Source organism: Thalassomonas sp. M1454, assembly GCF_007097525.1.
Classification (GTDB): Bacteria; Pseudomonadota; Gammaproteobacteria; order Enterobacterales; family Alteromonadaceae; genus Thalassotalea_A.
Window position 1 is genome coordinate 37,899 of the sequence record NZ_VKDD01000009.1, and the last position, 18,221, is coordinate 56,119.

General features: G+C 39.6%; 16 protein-coding genes. 1 reads left to right on the forward strand and 15 read right to left on the reverse strand.

Annotated elements, in window-relative coordinates:
- Positions 1-106 precede the first annotated feature (106 nt).
- On the reverse strand, positions 107-1,009 hold the full coding sequence (locus tag FNN08_RS15210) for a M23 family metallopeptidase (protein WP_143587308.1): 903 nt from the start codon (positions 1,007-1,009) through the stop codon (positions 107-109).
- A 51-nt stretch (positions 1,010-1,060) separates the two neighbouring features.
- Here FNN08_RS15210 and FNN08_RS15215 point away from each other — a divergent pair, with 51 nt between their 5' ends.
- Positions 1,061-1,528: a DUF721 domain-containing protein gene (locus FNN08_RS15215; protein ID WP_143587310.1), complete on the forward strand. Its 468-nt coding sequence runs from the start codon at positions 1,061-1,063 to the stop codon at positions 1,526-1,528.
- Positions 1,529-1,615: 87 nt separating this feature from the next.
- Here the strand turns inward: FNN08_RS15215 and lpxC are convergent, their stop codons facing one another.
- The 14 genes from lpxC to ftsL all read right to left on the reverse strand — a co-directional run bounded on the left by lpxC (position 1,616) and on the right by ftsL (position 18,219).
- A complete protein-coding gene (lpxC, locus tag FNN08_RS15220) occupies positions 1,616-2,527 on the reverse strand; it encodes a UDP-3-O-acyl-N-acetylglucosamine deacetylase (RefSeq protein ID WP_143587312.1) in 912 nt (303 codons plus the stop codon).
- 328 nt (positions 2,528-2,855) lie between these two features.
- Positions 2,856-4,001 (reverse strand): cell division protein FtsZ, encoded by a 1,146-nt coding sequence (gene ftsZ / locus FNN08_RS15225; RefSeq protein WP_143587314.1) that lies wholly within the window; start codon positions 3,999-4,001, stop codon positions 2,856-2,858.
- Between the two features lie 85 nt (positions 4,002-4,086).
- The gene (gene ftsA / locus FNN08_RS15230) at positions 4,087-5,322 is read right to left on the reverse strand and encodes a cell division protein FtsA (protein WP_143587316.1); all 1,236 of its coding nucleotides are present in this window, start codon (positions 5,320-5,322) and stop codon (positions 4,087-4,089) included.
- The gene (locus tag FNN08_RS15235) at positions 5,315-6,103 is read right to left on the reverse strand and encodes a cell division protein FtsQ/DivIB (RefSeq protein WP_143587318.1); all 789 of its coding nucleotides are present in this window, start codon (positions 6,101-6,103) and stop codon (positions 5,315-5,317) included. The genes ftsA and FNN08_RS15235 overlap by 8 nt, the downstream gene beginning before the upstream one ends.
- A 5-nt stretch (positions 6,104-6,108) precedes the next feature.
- A complete protein-coding gene (locus FNN08_RS15240) occupies positions 6,109-7,062 on the reverse strand; it encodes a D-alanine--D-alanine ligase (RefSeq protein WP_143587320.1) in 954 nt (317 codons plus the stop codon).
- Positions 7,055-8,497, reverse strand: a complete 1,443-nt coding sequence (gene murC / locus FNN08_RS15245) for a UDP-N-acetylmuramate--L-alanine ligase (protein WP_143587322.1) — start codon at positions 8,495-8,497, stop codon at positions 7,055-7,057. Before murC ends, FNN08_RS15240 begins: the two co-directional genes overlap by 8 nt.
- Positions 8,497-9,573 carry an undecaprenyldiphospho-muramoylpentapeptide beta-N-acetylglucosaminyltransferase gene (gene murG, locus FNN08_RS15250; RefSeq protein WP_143587324.1) on the reverse strand — a complete coding sequence of 359 codons (1,077 nt, stop codon included), beginning with the start codon at positions 9,571-9,573 and terminating at the stop codon, positions 8,497-8,499. Before murG ends, murC begins: the two co-directional genes overlap by 1 nt.
- On the reverse strand, positions 9,573-10,775 hold the full coding sequence (gene ftsW / locus FNN08_RS15255; RefSeq protein ID WP_143587325.1) for a cell division protein FtsW: 1,203 nt from the start codon (positions 10,773-10,775) through the stop codon (positions 9,573-9,575). Before ftsW ends, murG begins: the two co-directional genes overlap by 1 nt.
- Entirely contained in the window at positions 10,775-12,127 is a 1,353-nt protein-coding gene (gene murD, locus FNN08_RS15260; protein ID WP_143587327.1) for a UDP-N-acetylmuramoyl-L-alanine--D-glutamate ligase, read from the reverse strand. Before murD ends, ftsW begins: the two co-directional genes overlap by 1 nt.
- A 25-nt stretch (positions 12,128-12,152) precedes the next feature.
- A complete protein-coding gene (gene mraY, locus FNN08_RS15265) occupies positions 12,153-13,232 on the reverse strand; it encodes a phospho-N-acetylmuramoyl-pentapeptide-transferase (RefSeq protein WP_143587329.1) in 1,080 nt (359 codons plus the stop codon).
- Positions 13,226-14,611 carry a UDP-N-acetylmuramoyl-tripeptide--D-alanyl-D-alanine ligase gene (gene murF, locus FNN08_RS15270; RefSeq protein ID WP_143587331.1) on the reverse strand — a complete coding sequence of 462 codons (1,386 nt, stop codon included), beginning with the start codon at positions 14,609-14,611 and terminating at the stop codon, positions 13,226-13,228. The genes mraY and murF overlap by 7 nt, the downstream gene beginning before the upstream one ends.
- Positions 14,608-16,164, reverse strand: a complete 1,557-nt coding sequence (locus FNN08_RS15275; RefSeq protein WP_185962689.1) for a UDP-N-acetylmuramoyl-L-alanyl-D-glutamate--2,6-diaminopimelate ligase — start codon at positions 16,162-16,164, stop codon at positions 14,608-14,610. Before FNN08_RS15275 ends, murF begins: the two co-directional genes overlap by 4 nt.
- A complete protein-coding gene (locus FNN08_RS15280) occupies positions 16,157-17,908 on the reverse strand; it encodes a peptidoglycan D,D-transpeptidase FtsI family protein (RefSeq protein WP_143587335.1) in 1,752 nt (583 codons plus the stop codon). The genes FNN08_RS15275 and FNN08_RS15280 overlap by 8 nt, the downstream gene beginning before the upstream one ends.
- A complete protein-coding gene (gene ftsL, locus FNN08_RS15285) occupies positions 17,905-18,219 on the reverse strand; it encodes a cell division protein FtsL (RefSeq protein WP_260679367.1) in 315 nt (104 codons plus the stop codon). Before ftsL ends, FNN08_RS15280 begins: the two co-directional genes overlap by 4 nt.
- Between the last annotated feature and the right edge of the window lie 2 nt (positions 18,220-18,221).

Below are 18,221 nucleotides of genomic sequence, written 5' to 3' on the forward strand. Positions count from 1 at the left end.
CCATTTCCCTGAAATACATTTCAGCTAAAAAAACATCAACCAGAAGCTGATAAATTACATTGCGGGATATTATACCCATTCCACAGATTTAGTGGAGTTGATATTACTATTTCTTAGACTTGCGATAAACGTATTTTATTGGATTTATCTGTTTATCATCTTTTAGAATTTCGTAATGTACATGTGGACCAGTTGAGCGACCGGTACTACCCATTAGAGCAATAACCTGCCCTTTACTAACCACATCACCCACTTTTACTAACAAGGCCTTATTATGCCCATATCTGGTTTTGTAACCAGTGCCATGATCAATTTCAATTAAATTTCCATATCCATAGCGTTCATCAGACCACGTTACCACTCCTGAACCAGTAGCAATAACATCTGCATCTTCTTTACCAGCAAAGTCTACACCTTTGTGCATCGCTGGCTTACCATTAAACGGGTCTTTACGTACACCATAGTATGATGACAACCAACCTTTACCAATTGGACGACCAGATAAATAGCTATTGTTTTGTATATGGTGACCAAGAGCAACAGATTCAAGCATTTTTAATTGTTTTTCTTTGTGCTCTATCAAACTTTCTACATTAAGTATTTGTTTTGATAATTGCGCAGCATTAAATTCACTAACAATAGCTGCTGACTGCATTGGACCACCAGAAGATGGCTCTTCTGCCATATTAAATTCTTCTTTTGGAATATCAGCTTCTTCAGCTAAACGTTCACCTAGTGCATTTAATCGTAAAATATTACTTTGTAAATCGGCTAACTTCATCGTTAGCGCATTAATTTGCTCTGCGGTTAATTCATCTGCCGCTATAGATTTTTGTTGTACAGGCATTGAAGCTTGCAGATGCTCAGGCATAGGATCGGTTTTAAGGGTAAGGTGAATGATGAGTCCTGAAAGCACAGCAAAACTAACAACAATGGTTAACCATCGTGGTTTACTGAGTTTTAATGAAAAGCGAACATTTTGTCCGCGGTATAAAAGTGTTAGACTCATATATACTTTATTGTAATTAGCAGTTTTAACTTAAGGGTTAAATACATTCACATGAAACGCATAGTCAAAGACCCTGAAGACCTTAACGATCTACTCAAAAAAGCGAGTGGTAATATCGCTGACTTCTCTACTAAAGCAAAATCCTTAAAAATATTGACCGACATTGTACGACAAACTTGTCCTGATTTACCAGAAAATGCGTGGCAAATAGCTAATTGTAGGCAAGATTTAGTCATAATTGAAGCTAAATCACCGGTTTGGGGACAACGATTGCAATTTGAGCGTAACAATATAGCACAACAATTAGCAATTCAAACCCAAGGGATTTTTAATAAGATTGAAATTAAGGTTAACCCTTACGGTAACAGGCGAGAAGTAGTAAAACCTGTTGAGAAACCAAAAAAGTTTATGTCTGAATCAACTGCAGAGCATTTAGTCGATGTCGCTAAGGATGCACCAGCAGGGTTAAAAGAGGTTTTACTGCGTTTGGCAAAACATGCTGATAGAGGAAAGAGCTAAGCAGATCTTAGTAATCCTAATTTTTAAGCATTAAAAAAGGAGCATAAGCTCCTTTTTTGAATCTATTTTTTGTATATATATTGTGCGTTACGCTAAAGATGCTTCTTGGTAAGCAATTGGTGATGGACGTTCATCTTCGTACGTTACCCATTCCCAACTTTCAACTTGCTTAAATACTTCACGTAAAAGCACGTTATTTAAGCCATGGCCAGATTTAAACGCATTTAACTCACCTAAAATGCTCACGCCGCCCATGTATAAATCACCAATAGCATCTAAAATTTTATGCTTAACGAACTCATCATCGTAACGAAGTTCATCGTTATTTAGCATTTTAAATTCATCAAGTACGATAGCGTTTTCTAAGCTGCCACCTAATGCTAGGTTATGTGAGCGTAAGAATTCGATATCTTTCATAAAACCAAAAGTACGTGCTCGACTGATTTCTTTAATAAATGAACCAGTTGAAAAATCGATACTCATTGCTTGGCTTGTATTAGCAATTACCGGGTGGTCAAATTCAATAGCTAAATTAACTTTAAAACCTTCATGAGGTTTAAACTCGGCCCATTTATCACCTTCTTCAACGCGAATAGTTTTAGTGATGCGAATGAATTTTTTCGCCGCATTAACTTCTTCAACGCCTACTGATTGTAATAAATAAACGAAAGGCAATGCACTGCCGTCCATAATTGGGATTTCTGGCGAGTCAACTTCAACAACTAAGTTGTCAATACCAAGACCCGCAACAGCGGCAAGTAAATGTTCAACGGTGGAAATTTGAACACCTTGTTCGTTAACCAAACAAGTACACAGCGTAGTTTCACCAACAGCTTCAGGCGTCGCCTGAATATCAACAACTGGCTCTAGGTCAACACGGCGGAAAACTATACCCGTGTTTGCAGGTGCAGGACGGAGAGTGATCTGTACCTTTTCACCTTTATGTAAACCAACACCTGTTGCAGAAATGCTTTGTTTGATCGTACGTTGTTTAATCATAATTCGCCTTAAAAAACCTTTCGTCTTACCTAACCACTTTTGCAAATTGGCAAAAATGGATGCGTAATATAGCAAAATAACCTTTTAGAGTCAAAAACTAAGCTTTATGGCTCAATTTTTGCTTTCTCTACCCAGACTCAATAAAAGTCAGTAAATCTCTGACGCTTCATCCGATGAAACGCTATTTCAGATTCAATCAACTAAACTGACTTAGTATTCATTATAGTTAATAATGTTTAAGTACAAAAATTCTACCTAAACTGTTTCTAGCGATTAATTCACTAGCAACAGAAGTTAACTATTTATCTATACAAAAGCAGACCGGTAATTAGTCAGCTTGCTTTCGTAAAAATGCTGGAATATCTAAGTAATCAGTTTCAGTAGCAACACTTGCTTGTGGCTTATCTTCAACATAAGTACTGCTGGTAACTTCTGGCTCAGGTGCTGGTGCATAAGATGCATTCACAACCATAGGCTCAGGCTTATACATTGGCGGTACAATTGAAATTTCTGGTTTTTGTTGACCAATACCAGTAGCAACTACAGTTACACGAAGTTCATCAGTCATTTCAGGGTCGATAACCGCACCAACAACAACAGTAGCATTTTCAGAAGCAAATGCTTTAACTGCGTTACCTACAGTTTCAAATTCATCGATTGAAATATCCATGCCAGCAGTAATGTTAACTAAGATACCGCGTGCACCTGCTAAATCAACATCTTCAAGTAAAGGACTTGAGATTGCAGCTTCAGCAGCTTCTTCAGCACGATCTTCGCCAGATGCTTGACCTGAGCCCATCATAGCTGTGCCCATTTCAGACATGACTGTACGTACATCGGCGAAATCGACGTTGATTAAACCTGGACGAGTAATTAATTCAGCTATACCTTGAACCGCACCAAGTAAAACATTATTTGCAGCTTTAAACGCATCTAATAAACTCGTACCAGGACCTAATACTTTAAGTAATTTTTCATTAGGAATAGTGATTAATGAATCAACACTTTTCGCCAAAAATTCAATACCTTGGTCTGCATAGTTCATGCGTTTTTTGCCTTCAAATGGGAATGGCTTAGTTACCACAGCAACCGTAAGAATGCCCATTTCTTTAGCAATTTCAGCAACAACAGGTGCAGCACCAGTACCTGTACCACCACCCATACCGGCAGCGATAAAGATCATGTCTGAACCTTGTAGAGTTTGACGAATCGTCTCTCTATCTTCTTCAGCACTTTTACGACCGATTTCTGGGTTAGCGCCAGCACCAAGACCTTTAGTAACATCCGCACCCATTTGCAACGTTACCGTTGCTGATGAATTACGTAATGCCTGTGAGTCAGTATTAGCAGTAATAAATTCCACGCCCTCAATCGTTTGCGAAACCATGTGTTCGACAGCGTTACCGCCACCTCCACCAACACCAATAACTTTGATGACCGCTTCTTCGTTGTGGTCTTCCATTAATTCAAACATAATTTTACTCTCCGTTTTATTTTTTGTTCCACCAAAAAAAATTTTAAATATTATTTTTATCGCCAATAAGTAATCTACTTACTGGTTAAAATTCACCTTTAAACCAGTTTTTTAAACGAGTAAGCATGCTTACTACGCTTTCACCTGAGTTTGAATCTGTTGCACCTTGGCTACTTGCTTGTGTACCGTAATGTAGTAATCCAATTACCGTGCTGTAGCTTGGGTCATTAACATAGTCAGTTAAGCCTTTAATGTTTAACGGGCTACTTACTCGAACAGGCATTTGGAATACTTCTTCAGCAAACTCGGTAACACCTTCCATTTTTGCCGTTCCGCCTGTTAACACAATACCAGCCGCTATCTGGTCTTCTAAACCACTTTCTTTAATTTCTTCTTGAATCAATTCAAATAATTCGTGATAACGTGGCTCAACCACTTCAGCCAATGTATGACGAGACATACTTCTTGCCGGACGACCACCAACACTTGGTACTTCAATATTTTCTTCCATACTCACCATTTGACGAAGCGCACAAGCATATTGCACCTTAATATCTTCGGCATGGCTCAGCGGCGTGCGGAATATTTTAGCGATATCACTAGTTACCTGATTACCACCAACAGGGATAACAGAACTATGACGCAATGCACCACCAGTGAAAATTGATATATCCATAGTACCGGCGCCCATATCAACGACACACACACCTAATTCTTTTTCATCATCAGTTAATACTGCGTAACTAGAAGCTAATGCTGAGAAAATTAACTGATCGGCATTAAGCTCACAACGCTCAACACACTTAACAATATTTTTTGCCATATCGTTAGCACAAGTAACGATATGAACTTTTGCTTCTAAACGCACACCAGACATACCAATAGGGCTTTTGATACCGTCTTGCACATCAACGCTGTATTCTTGCGGCAGAACATGCAGCATACGACGCTCTGCTGACATAGGTACTGAACGTGCTGTATGTATTACATTTTCAACATCTTCTTGGATTACTTCATTGTCATTAATTGGCACCATGCCATTTTCATTTTGGCAACTAATGTGCTTACCTGAAATGCCCAAGTAAACTGAGCCAATTTGACAGTCAGCCATTAATTCAGCTTCGTTAACAGCTCGTTGAATTGACTGAATCACTAAGTTGAGATCATTAACCCCACCTTTATCCATACCACGAGCAGCATGATGGCCAACACCAATAACACTTAATTCACTATCTGGTGTTATTTCTCCAACAACGGCAACAATTTTAGATGTACCGATATCTAAGCCAACAACTAAATTTCTTTCTGCTACTTTAGGCATTTGTTTTTTGCTCTTTTTGACTATCTAATTCATTTATCACTGGTTTCCAACCTACGGCCATTCCAGTGTCATAACGTAGATCGATGTAATCTACTTGCATATCATCTTGCGCAAACGCTTTTATTTGACGATATGCATCCATAAAGCGCTGAACTCGTTGTATTCTATCTTCTCTGCCTAAGTTAAGCGAGACTCCATCAGCTAAAATTAGCTGCCAAGAATAACGTTCAGTCAATACTAATTCGCTTACCCCTACATCGACATATGTCAATAAGTTGGTAAAATTGCGATAATTTTCAAGAGCAACCACTTCACTACCTTCAGGACCAAATAATTTAGGTAATGTATTGGTTACTCGCGTTTTATCCGCCTGAAAAATAACGCCATGCTCATTAATAAAAAAATCGTCATTCCACTGGGCTACAGGCTTTTGATCCATAACGTAAACACTCACCTCATTTGGCCACTGTTTGCGCACAGATGCTGCATAAACCCAAGGTAATGCTTCTAAATTTTGTTGTACCTGATTCACATCTAATTTAAAAAAGTTATTTAACTGGCTTTGTTTTAAAGCCGCTACAATCTCACTTTTCGATGTGTACGGAGTATTACCATTAATCACCAAAGATGAAACAGGTACCGACTCGCCCTTGGTCATCGAAAAATAAATTTCACTAGCAACGACCATAAACAACACACAAACAACAACGAAAAATGCCAGGCCAGACCAAAAGCTTACTGGTGCATTTTTTAATTCGTCTTTTGTTGGTGTCGTTAACAAATCAATTAACCTTCTTCAATTAAGCTAAGCTGTATAATACGCTCAACCAAGTTTTCAAAACTATAACCAGCTACTTTCGCAGCTTTTGGTACAAGTGATGTTTCAGTCATACCAGGTACTGTATTAACTTCTAATAAATTAAAATTGCCATCTGCATCCTGCATAAGATCAACACGTCCCCAACCTTGAGCACCAGTCGCTTGAAACGCACGCAATGCTAATGCTTTTAATTCGGCTCTGCGATCATCGTCAAGGAAACATGGACAATGATAAATTGTACTGTTTGATTGATACTTAGCTTGGTAATCGTAAAACTCATGTGGTGTTTCCATTTGAATCGGTGGTAATACTTCATCACCTAACACCGCCACAGTAAACTCTTTACCACTTAACCAAGCTTCAACTAAAATTTGTTTATCAAAAGCAAAGGCATTTTTCAGTGCCGTATCAAGCTCGGCAACGTTAGTCGCAATCGCCATACCGATACTTGAGCCTTCCTTTGCTGGCTTAACCATTACTTTGTTACCAAGTTTGGCTAACACATTTACCGAGGTTTGCTGGTCGAAATCCTCTGGCGTTACCACACAAAAATCTGCCGTTGGTAAATCCATAGCTTTAAATATTTGCTTACTACGTACTTTATCCATAGATAAAGCCGAGCCTAAAACACCTGAGCCCGTATATGGCACATTTAAGTATTCTAGTGCGCCTTGAATACAGCCATCTTCACCACCTCGGCCATGTAGAGCAATAAATACTCTATCAATACCTTGCTGGGTAAGCTCTGCTAAGTTAAAACCTTTAGTATCTATACCTGTAACGTTATAACCCGCTTTAATTAAGCCGTTGGTTATCGCTGCACCAGACTTTAACGACACTTCACGTTCAGCGCTGTCGCCGCCAAATAATACGGCTATTTTTTGTTGTTTAAGCTGTTCAGTACTTAACTGTTTAGCCATTAGTACCTCCACCTTTAACATTAAGAATTTTTGATGCGACTAATTCACGTGCAATAGCACCGACACTACCAGCGCCTTGAGTAATTAACATATCGCCATCAGTTAATACTGACGATAAAATTTCTGGCAATTGTTCAGGAGCACTAACATAAATAGGCTCCACACCACCACGTAAACGTAAACTGCGTGCTAATGATTTTGAATCAGCATTGGCTATTGGCTCTTCGCCTGCAGGATAAACATCTAATAAAATTAATACATCAACGTCACTTAATACTTCCACGAAGTCTTCATATAAATCGCGAGTACGAGAATATCGGTGTGGTTGGAAAACCATGGCTAAACGACGCCCTGGCCAACCATTACGCATTGCTTTTATCGTTGCTGCAACTTCACTTGGGTGATGACCATAGTCATCAATTACCGTCATTTCACCTTGCGCTGTTTGGATATTCGCTAAGTGTTCAAAGCGACGACCAATACCTTCAAATTTACCTAATGCAGAAACGATAGCTGCATCATCTACGCCTTCATCACTTGCTACTGCAATTGCCGCTAATGCATTAAGTACATTGTGCTGACCTGGTAAATTTAAAGAAATTTGTAATTCTGGTTTATCGGCGCGAATAACGGTAAATGAGCTAATGCCTGCTTTTTGCTCATAGTTAATCGCTCGAATATCAGCGTCTGAGCTAAAACCGTAAGTAGTTACTTGGCGACCAATACGTGGCAATAGTTCACGCACAACAACATTATCAAGGCACATAACCGCTAAACCATAAAATGGTAGGTTATGGAGGAATTCAATATAGGTGTCTTTCATTTTTTCAAAATCACCGTCATATGTTTCCATATGATCTGGGGCAATATTAGTTACAACCGACACCATAGGTTGTAAATGCAAGAATGACGCATCACTTTCGTCTGCTTCTGCTACTAAATAACGGCTTTTACCTAAACGTGCATTTGTCCCTGCACTATTTAATAAGCCACCAATAACAAACGTAGGGTCAAGTTGACCTTCAGCCATAATACTGGCGATTAAACTGGTTGTAGTGGTTTTACCATGCGTACCTGCAATAGCAATGCCGTGGCGAAAACGCATTAGCTCAGCTAACATTTCTGCTCGGCGTACCACTGGTATACGTAACCCCTGTGCAGCTACTAGCTCTACATTTGCTTTATCAATTGCAGTTGAAACTACGATTACACTAGCACCTTCAACATTACTCGCATTATGACCGATAGTAATGTTTGCGCCTAATTGAGTTAATCGGTTTACTACCGGATTAACACTTATATCAGAGCCGGTAACTTGATAGCCTTCGTTAAGTAGTACTTCGGCAATGCCGCCCATTCCAGCACCACCAATACCAACAAAATGAATTACTTTTACGCGACGCATTTCAGGTATTTTCATATTAGATTCATTCATTATTTCACCATAGCCTTACAAATATCAGCAACGGCTTGTGTTGCATTAGGAGTCGCCGCTGATTTACTCGCTTTTGCCATACTGCGTAGCGCTGAGTCCGAGCTAAATAACATATTTAATTTTTGAGATAACAAGGTTGCACTTAGCTCACGTTGTGGCACTAACTTAGCAGCGCCTTGCTCCACTAAAAATTGTGCATTTTTTGTTTGATGATCATCAACTGCATGTGGCAGCGGAATAAAAATGGCTGGTTTACCAGCAATCGCCACCTCAGAAACTGTTAACGCACCAGCGCGGCAAATAACTAAATCAGCCCAATCATAAGCTGCGGCCATGTCATCAATAAAGTCGGTAACTTTTATCTTGTCGCAGTTAACGCCGTACTGATGATAAAGCTCGGTAATTTTTTCACTATTACCACTACCGGTTTGATGCCAAACATCTAGGTCGAGTAATTTAATTTGTGATACTGCTTGCGGTACAGTTTCATTTAATATTTGCGCGCCTAAACTGCCGCCAACGATCAATACTCGCTTACTTATTTCTCGCTGTGCATCGCTACTAACTTGCGTAATTTTACTACGCACTGGGTTACCAACAACTTGTGCTTTAACACTTGCTTTAAATGCACCAGGAAACGCGCTTAATACACGGCTTGCTAATTTTGATAAGTAGCGATTAGACATGCCGGCAACCGCATTTTGCTCGTGCAAAACTAGAGGTATACATTTAAGCCAAGCAGCTAAACCACCTGGTGCACTTGCATAACCACCCATACCTAATACCACATCAGGCTTAACTGTTTTAAGCACTTTTAATGACTGCCAAACCGATTGCAATACTTTAAAAGGCATCGTCAGTTTTGCTTGCCAACCTTTACCGCGTAAGCCCGCGATATTAATAAAAGAAATATTTATTCCGTGCGCAGGAACCACTTCCGCTTCCATACGATCGCTGGTGCCTAACCAGTGCACATTCCAACCTTCACTTTGCAGTTGTTCTGCCACAGCTAAACCAGGGAATATATGACCACCGGTACCGCCAGCCATTATTAAAATTGTCGGAGAATTTGCCATTAGCTCTGCCCTCCTTTAGAGATTGCATGAATACTTTGCAACCTTAATTCATGATCGATGCGAATTAATACGACTATCGCTAATGTCATGACTATCATTGAACTACCACCATAACTGATCAACGGCATGGTTAGGCCTTTAGTTGGGAAAAGCCCAGCACTAGCACCTACATTAACCGCTGCCTGAAAACTCATCCAGATGCCAATGGCATAAGCAAAAAAGCCTTCAAAATATTTTTCTTTTTCTAATGCTCTTCTACCTAGCAATAAAGCTTTTATTACTAGCGTTAAACACAGAGCTAAAATACATAACACCCCAAAAAAGCCAAATTCTTCACCAATAACAGCCATAACAAAATCGGTATGTGCCTCTGGCAGATATTCTAACTTTTGGATGCTATTTCCTAAACCTTGGCCAAACATTTCACCACGGCCATAAGCCATCAATGATTGGGTTAATTGATAACCACTACCAAACGGGTCTTGCCAAGGATCCATAAATGACGTTACACGTCTTAATCGATAAGGCTCAACAATGATTAACAGCACTACCGCACCAACACCAACGACTAAAACTGAGATAAATTGCCATAATTTAGCACCGGCTAAAAACAGCAAACCTAAAGTGGTAGCAAACATTACGATTACCGTACCCAGATCAGGTTGGAATAATAGCAAAACTGCTAGTAGGAATAATACCCCTAAAGGCTTAAACCAGCCTTTAAATTTTTGCGATACTTCTTCACGTCTCCTAACTAAGTAACCAGATAAGTAACAAAAGAAGAATAATTTCGCCGGCTCAGCCGCCTGAATATTAATTGGACCTAAAACAATCCAGCGCTGTGAACCATTTACGCTGTTACCAATAACTAAAACCACTAGCAATAACATAATTGCTAGTAGTAGGAACCAACCACTTAGTTTGTGCCACATTTGCATAGGCACTTGCAAAGCAATACCAGCAACGATAAGGCTTAACACTATGTATACGGCATGCCGAATCACAAAATGGAATGGATTGTTAAATAAACGCTCTGCTACCGGCATAGATGAGCTGGCCACCATGACTAAACCAATTAAGTACATGGTAAACGCTAATACCAAAAAGCTACGGTCAAAAGTAAGCTGAATGTCACTGTGCTTATCTTCAGTTAACCACTTAGGTAACTTAGGAAGTTGTATTGAAGGCATAACTACAGCCATTAGTTTGCCTCCCTTACCGCGGTGATAAATACTTCACCACGTTGCATGTAGTTTTCAAACATATCAATGCTGGCACAAGCTGGAGATAGCAAGACAACATCGCCTTTATTGGCTAGTTTACGAGCCTGTGCTACCGCACTTTCAATGCTATCTGTGCGAATACTTGCAGGTTTTAAGTTTGCAATTTGATCGCCATCTTTACCTAAAGTAATTAACTTATCGACATGAGCTGTTAAGGCTGGTTTTAATTCGTTGAAGTCAGCACCTTTACCATCACCGCCAGCAATTAAGATTAATTGCTGTTTGTCATTAGCTAAACCATCAATGGCAGCAATGGTAGCACCAATATTTGTCGCCTTAGAGTCATTTACCCAGATTACGCCATCATTACTTTCAACTTGTTTACAACGATGTTCTAAACCCTCAAACGATAACAGTGCTTTACACATATCGGCTAATGGCCAACCAGCTGCATAGCCTAACGCTAATACGGCTAAACAGTTCAGTTCATTATGACGGCCAACTAAAGGTAAATTAGAGCATGCGATTAATGCTTGCTCACCAAAAGCAAGACTGCGGATGCCGTTATTAGTTACTATGCCAAAATGACCTTGCTGTGGCGCATCTAAACCAAAACTTATCGCGTTATCTTTAACTGTGCTTGGCTGTGAACTAGCTTGCTCTCTATTTATTACCTGCACATGTGTTTGGTCATAAATTTTATGTTTGATGGTTTGGTAATTTTCTAGCGTTTTATGACGATCTAAATGATCATCACAGATATTTAATACTGTGGCAGCTTGTGCCTGCATAGATTGCATAGTTTCTAACTGAAAACTTGAAAGCTCCAGTACAACCGCATCATATTTACTATCAATAATATCTAAAACCGGTAAGCCAATATTACCAGCAAGTGCCGTTTTAAAGTTCAAGCCTTTAGCAATATGGGCTAATAAACTTACTACCGTAGACTTACCATTTGAGCCGGTAACTGCAATCAGGGTGTCATCATTTGCTAAGTATTTACGGGCTAAGAAGAATAATTCGACATCGCCAATTAACTTGCTTTGAGCTTTACGGTTATCGGCTATCACAGGTAGGTTAATATCTACACCTGGGCTTGCGATTATAATGTCAGCATTAGCAATAGCCTGAATATCCCAATGACCGATGATTAAATTACTTTTGCTATTTAATTTAGCTAAACGTTTCACTCCCGGCGGACGGGCACGTGAGTCATTTATTACAAATTGCAAACCTTGCGCCGCCAAAAATTTAGCACAAGAAAGTCCTGTGGCACCTAAGCCAAGGACTAAAATCTGCTTATCTTGTAAAAACGTTAAAGTTTGCATGTATAAATCAAATACCCTTTTATTGTTAACGTAACTTAAGTGTTGCTAAACCAATGAGTACTAATACGGTTGAAATTATCCAAAAACGTACAATAACTCGTGGCTCTGGCCAGCCTTTTAATTCGTAATGATGGTGAATTGGTGCCATTCTGAAAATTCTTTTAGCACGCAATTTATAAGAGCCGACTTGTAAAATAACTGACAAGGTTTCAACAACAAAAATACCGCCCATAATAAACAGTACGAATTCTTGTTTTACTAAAACAGCGATAACACCTAAAGTTGCACCTAAAGCAAGTGAACCAACATCGCCCATAAATACTTGCGCAGGGTAAGTGTTAAACCATAAAAAGCCTAAACCAGCTCCAACTATGGCTGTACATACAACGACAAGTTCACTCACTTCTCTTATATGCGGTAAATGCAAGTAAGTAGCAAAGTTAACATTACCGGTAACGTAGGCAAAAATACCTAAGGCACCTGCAACTAAGATCGTTGGTACAATTGCTAAGCCATCTAGGCCGTCGGTTAAATTTACTGCGTTTGAAGTACCAACAATAACGAAGTAAGTTAATACGATATAAAAGATACCTAATTGCGGCATAACATCTTTGATAAATGGTAAAAGCAATGATGTTTCAATTGGTGAGCCAATTGAATATAAATAAAATGCTGTACCTAAACCAACAACGGTTTGCCAAAAGTACTTCCAGCGGGCAATAAGGCCGTTCGAGTCTTTACGAATTACTTTGCGGTAATCGTCAACAAAACCAATAATACCAAAGCTAGTGATAACAAATAACACAACTTGCACATAGCGATTGCTTAAATCAGTCCATAATAAAGCACTACCGATAATAGCGCCTAAAATCAATAAACCGCCCATAGTTGGGGTGCCTGATTTAGATAAGTGACTTTCAGGACCGTCATCACGTACCACTTGACCTATTTGCATATTTTGCAAATAACGAATTAGTTTCGGGCCAAAAAATAATGAACCAATTAATGCCGTTAAAGCCGCAACAATGGCCCTAAACGTTAAGTATGAAAATACATTAAAGCCCGAGTAGTATTGGGTTAAGTATTCGCCTAGCCAAACTAACATGGCATTGTCTCCTGATTGTTGTTACGCCATTCTTTGATGGCTTGAACGACTAATTCCATGCGTGCACTTCTAGAGCCCTTCACCAAAATGGTAATTGCTTGATCTTCATTACTAAGCAATGCTGCTAAATGCTCGACTAATGATTCTCTTGATGAAAAATGATGTCCATCTTGGCCAAATACTTCGGAAGTACTTTGACTTAAAACACCTAGTGTTAATAAATTATCGATGTGATGCGTTAGTGCATGTTCACCAATGTCTTGATGATAAGTACGAGCTTCTTCGCCAAGCTCTGCCATATCGCCTAAAATTAAAATAGTACGGCCTTTATAACTCGCTAATAACTCAACCGCAGCTTTGGTTGATTCAACATTGGCATTATAAGTGTCATCAATAAGGGTTAACTTATTAGGTAAATTAATTAGATTTAAGCGACCTTTAACCGGAGCCATTTGTGCTAGCCCTTGTTTAATGTCTTCTAATGTTGCGCCAAACTCTAAAGCAACGGCCGCTGCTGCAACTGCGTTACAAACATTATGTCGCCCTGGTACAGGTACGCTAATATCAATATTTCCTTGATAGGTGTTTAAAGTAAAACTGGTACAGCCTTTGTTATTCATGCGAATATTGCTGCTATAACAATCCGCTTCTTTCACACAAGAAAATTTACGTACCGTTTTTTCATTTAAACGCCATTGCCACTTATGCGTATAAGGCGTGTCTTGGTTATAAATAGCAACGCCGTCTGCGCCAAGACCTTCATAGATCTCACCTTTTGCTCTGGCTACGCCACATAAATCGCCAAAACCTTCTAAGTGAGCGGCAGCAATATTATTAATAATGGCTACATCTGGTTTAGTTAATCCTGTTGTGTAAGCTATTTCACCAATGTGGTTAGCGCCTAACTCAATAACCGCATATTCATGCTGCTCTTCTAAACGCAATAACGTTAATGGCACACCGATTTCATTATTAAAATTACCATTTGTGGCAAGCACCGTGCCTAATCTTGATAAGATTGCCGCAACCATTTCTTTTACTGTAGTTTTACCGCTACTACCAGTAATAGCCACTGTTTTTGGGTTTACGGTAGCTTTAACAAGCGCTGCCATTTGCCCCATAGCTTTATAACAATCGCTAACGACTAACTGAGGGATATCAACTTCTTGCTCGGTTTCAACTAAAGCGGCTATACAACCAATTTCAGCGGCTTTACTTACAAAGCGATGACCATCGAAATTAGGACCTTTTAATGCAATGAAGAAATCGCCGGCTTTAAGGTTACGCGAATCAGAACAAACTGAAGTGATAGTTTTGTCACTACCAACAAGTTGACCATCTAAAGCGCTAGCTAGTTCGGTTAATGTTAATGGGATCATAAGCTTGCCACCTGTTGATATAATTTACGAACAACTTCACGTTCATAATAAGCAATTTTTTCAGTGCCAATAATGGTGTAATCTTCATGACCTTTACCGGCACAAAGCACCATATCATCGGCGCCAGCTTGTTTAAGGGTGCTGATAATAGCTTGCTCTCTATCTAAGATTGTTGTTACTGCTGCTAAGTTTTTAATACCCTTAGCAATATCAGCAATAATGGTATTTGGATCTTCTGTGCGCGGATTATCATTAGTAAGCACTATTTGGTCAGCATATTGCTCAGCAATAGCGCCCATTACTGCGCGTTTACCTGTGTCTCTATCGCCACCACAACCAAACACTGCCCAAAGCTTACCTTGGCAATGTTTACGAGCTGAGGTTAATGCTTTCTCTAATCCATCTGGAGTATGCGCATAATCAACCACGGTTGTAGCTAAGTTAGGTGCAGAAAAAGTTTCCATACGACCAGCAACGGCCGTTAAATTTTTAGTGTGCTTAGCTATATCTTCAAGGGCAACACCTTGTACAAGCAAAACAGCAATCGCAGCAAGTAAATTACTTACGTTAAATTCGCCTAGCAGACCACTGCTGATATTAATGTTGCCCCAACTAGAGGTAAGAGCAAAATCAACGCCTTGGTTATGACATTTTATATTGCTGGCATTAATAAATTTTGCGTTTGGATTGCTTGTCACAAATGCTTGCTGATCAAAATTTGCATTACAGCTGTATAGCACTCGCTCATTATCAATGGCTAATTCGGTTAACCACTGATGCGTTTGTGCGTCATCAGCATTAAGTACCCAGACTTGCTCTTTAGTGCCATTAAATAGCGCACGTTTTGCTGCACCGTAACTTTGCATATCGCCATGATAATCTAAGTGATCACGAGTTAAGTTAGTAAATACTGCAATATCAATCATGTCACTTTCAACGCGATGTTGGCTAAGTGCATGCGAAGAAACTTCCATCGCCACTTGTTTAATATTTTGCGCTTTAAATTGCGCTAACAAATTTTGTAATTTTGTTGGACCTGGGGTGGTGTTATTTATATCAACCAGATTATCTAATGTACCTGCCCCTAAGGTGCCAATGATTGCTGTTGGCTTACCAACCGCATTCATTAACTGCGCCATAATCTGACAACAACTGGTTTTACCGTTGGTGCCAGTAATACCAACCAAGGTTAAATCATTGACTGGTTGGTTATAGTAAATAGCACTTAGCTTTGCTAACTGCTTATCGAGTTGATAAAAATGAACAATAGTTACAACACCATTGGCGCTATGATTTGATGCAACTTGTTCAATACTACCGTGCAATTTTGCTTCAGCGCATTGTGACAACACTAGGCTAGCACCTTGAGCTATAGCTTTATCGATAAAGTCGCTACCAACTAAATTGGTGCCGCTAACCGCAGCAAAAACATCACCCGTTTGCACATCTCTTGAGTCATTTACTAAGTTATTTGTTGCTACATCACTAATATTGATATCAAAACAAGCAAGTGTGTTGCTTATAGAAAAAGTAGACGAATGAATATTAGGCATCATTATCTCCTTTTTTAAAGCGCTTGCTCCAATGACTGATCTGAGCTTCATCATCTGGTGCAATGTTTAAATATTGCAGCGAGCCAGCCATAATTTTTGAGAAAACAGGCGCAGCAACATCACCACCATGGTATAAATCACCACCGGGTTCGTTAATTACCACTACGATAGCAATTTTAGGGTCTGAGATAGGTGCTACACCGGCAAAAATACCTACGTATTCGTTACCGTAACCGCCACCTGCAGCAGTTTTAATCGCAGTACCTGTTTTACCGCCTACACGATAGCCTTCAACTTTAGCTTTGGTAGCACCGTGCAGTACTACTTGTTCAAGCATACCTAAGACTTGCTTAGTGTTTTGCTCATCGAGTACACGCTCACCTTCATCAAATGCAGGGTCTTTAAGTACAGTTAAGTATTTTTTATAACCACCATTGCCTATTGCCGCATAAAAACGGGCCAGTTGCAGTGGACTAATAGCTAAGCCATATCCCCAAGATAAAGTCGCTAATTCAAATTTAGACCAACGATTTCGATCAGATAACATACCTGATGTTTCGCCATTTAAGCCGGTACCAGTATCTTCTGAAAAGCCCATTTCAAAAAACTTACCAAGTAGAAAGTCTTTCGGTACATCTAACGCTAATTTTGTAGTGCCCATATTAGACGACTTGATCAAAATATCTGTGATAGAAAGCTCACCGTAATTACGGGTATCTGAAACACGGCGGCCACCAATTCGCATCCAACCTGGCGAGGTATTTATCACGGCATCTGGCTCTGTTACGCCAAACTCTAATGCCGTAAGTACAGTTAGAGGTTTCATTGTTGAACCAGGTTCAAAGAAATCGGTAATAGCTCGATTACGAAAACGATGCGGGGCAACACCACGACGATTATTAGGGTTAAATGACGGACCATTTACCATCGCTAAGATCTCACCCGTATGAATGTCTAAAACCACGGCTGATCCAGACGTGGCTTTGAACGATTTAACCGCAGCTTTGATTTCTCGATAGGCCAAGGACTGTATCCGTTGGTCTATCGATAACTCAATATCTTCAGGCTTAGTCGCATCCTCGTCATTAAGTATTTCTATTTTCCGACCTTTGGCATCTTTTCGGTAAGTTTGTGAGCCATCGGTTCCGGTCAACCTATCATTATAAAGCAGCTCTAACCCTTCTATGCCCTTATCGTCCACATTGGTAAAGCCAACTAAATGCGCACTAATTTCCCCCGCAGGATAGAAGCGCTTGGACTCTTTTCGGGTATAAATACCAGGGATTTTTAGTTCTTTAATGTAGTTTGCCGTAGCTGGGGACAGCTGGCGAGCAAGATAAACAAAGCGGCGTTTAGGATTAGTACCCACTTTACCTTGTAATTCATTTACATCTTCATTTAACACATCGGCCAGAGCTTTCCAGCGACGTTTTAATTTATAGCCATCATTGTTTATAACAACTTTAGGATCAGCATACACAGTTTGTACAGGTACACTTACAGCAAGCTCGATACCGTTACGATCAACAATAGCACCTCGGTGAGTATCATTGCTCGTTGTCCGTAATGTACGTTTATCACCTTGATTTTTAAGAGTATCTGGCTCAATCACCTGCAGAAAAGCAGCACGAGCCATAATGCCAGAATAAACAAAACAGATTAAACCCAAGACGATATAAAACCGCCACGTGATCGTGGCCGGTTTGTAATTGTCTTGGTTATTTTTGCTTTTATTTACTGTCATTGTAATTTTATTATTATTTCCTGATTTGGCTTAGGTCGCTTCATCAAAAGTAACTTTTCTGCCTGATATTCTATTTCGCTATGTTCAGCTAGAGAGTTTTCCTCTAGCAATAAATTTCGCCATTCGATATCTAAATCATCTTGCTCGCTATACAGCACTTCCAGTTCACTGGTTGTTTGCCTATTTAAATGGGTAAAATAAATAACTGCAAATGCTGAAATCAGCACTAAAACAATCAACCCATAAGTCCAACTATAGCGGCGTATGTCTTGCCAAATTTCATGGGATAAAGCAAATTTACCCATTGCCATCA

Coding starts and splice junctions, on each gene's coding strand:
- FNN08_RS15210 (WP_143587308.1), bottom strand. CDS start 1,009: ATGAGTCTAACACTTTTATACCGCGGACAAAATGTTCGCTTTTCATTA.
- FNN08_RS15215 (WP_143587310.1), top strand. CDS start 1,061: ATGAAACGCATAGTCAAAGACCCTGAAGACCTTAACGATCTACTCAAA.
- lpxC (WP_143587312.1), bottom strand. CDS start 2,527: ATGATTAAACAACGTACGATCAAACAAAGCATTTCTGCAACAGGTGTT.
- ftsZ (WP_143587314.1), bottom strand. CDS start 4,001: ATGTTTGAATTAATGGAAGACCACAACGAAGAAGCGGTCATCAAAGTT.
- ftsA (WP_143587316.1), bottom strand. CDS start 5,322: ATGCCTAAAGTAGCAGAAAGAAATTTAGTTGTTGGCTTAGATATCGGT.
- FNN08_RS15240 (WP_143587320.1), bottom strand. CDS start 7,062: ATGGCTAAACAGTTAAGTACTGAACAGCTTAAACAACAAAAAATAGCC.
- murC (WP_143587322.1), bottom strand. CDS start 8,497: ATGAATGAATCTAATATGAAAATACCTGAAATGCGTCGCGTAAAAGTA.
- murG (WP_143587324.1), bottom strand. CDS start 9,573: ATGGCAAATTCTCCGACAATTTTAATAATGGCTGGCGGTACCGGTGGT.
- ftsW (WP_143587325.1), bottom strand. CDS start 10,775: ATGGCTGTAGTTATGCCTTCAATACAACTTCCTAAGTTACCTAAGTGG.
- murD (WP_143587327.1), bottom strand. CDS start 12,127: ATGCAAACTTTAACGTTTTTACAAGATAAGCAGATTTTAGTCCTTGGC.
- mraY (WP_143587329.1), bottom strand. CDS start 13,232: ATGTTAGTTTGGCTAGGCGAATACTTAACCCAATACTACTCGGGCTTT.
- murF (WP_143587331.1), bottom strand. CDS start 14,611: ATGATCCCATTAACATTAACCGAACTAGCTAGCGCTTTAGATGGTCAA.
- FNN08_RS15275 (WP_185962689.1), bottom strand. CDS start 16,164: ATGCCTAATATTCATTCGTCTACTTTTTCTATAAGCAACACACTTGCT.
- FNN08_RS15280 (WP_143587335.1), bottom strand. CDS start 17,908: ATGACAGTAAATAAAAGCAAAAATAACCAAGACAATTACAAACCGGCC.
- ftsL (WP_260679367.1), bottom strand. CDS start 18,219: ATGGCAATGGGTAAATTTGCTTTATCCCATGAAATTTGGCAAGACATA.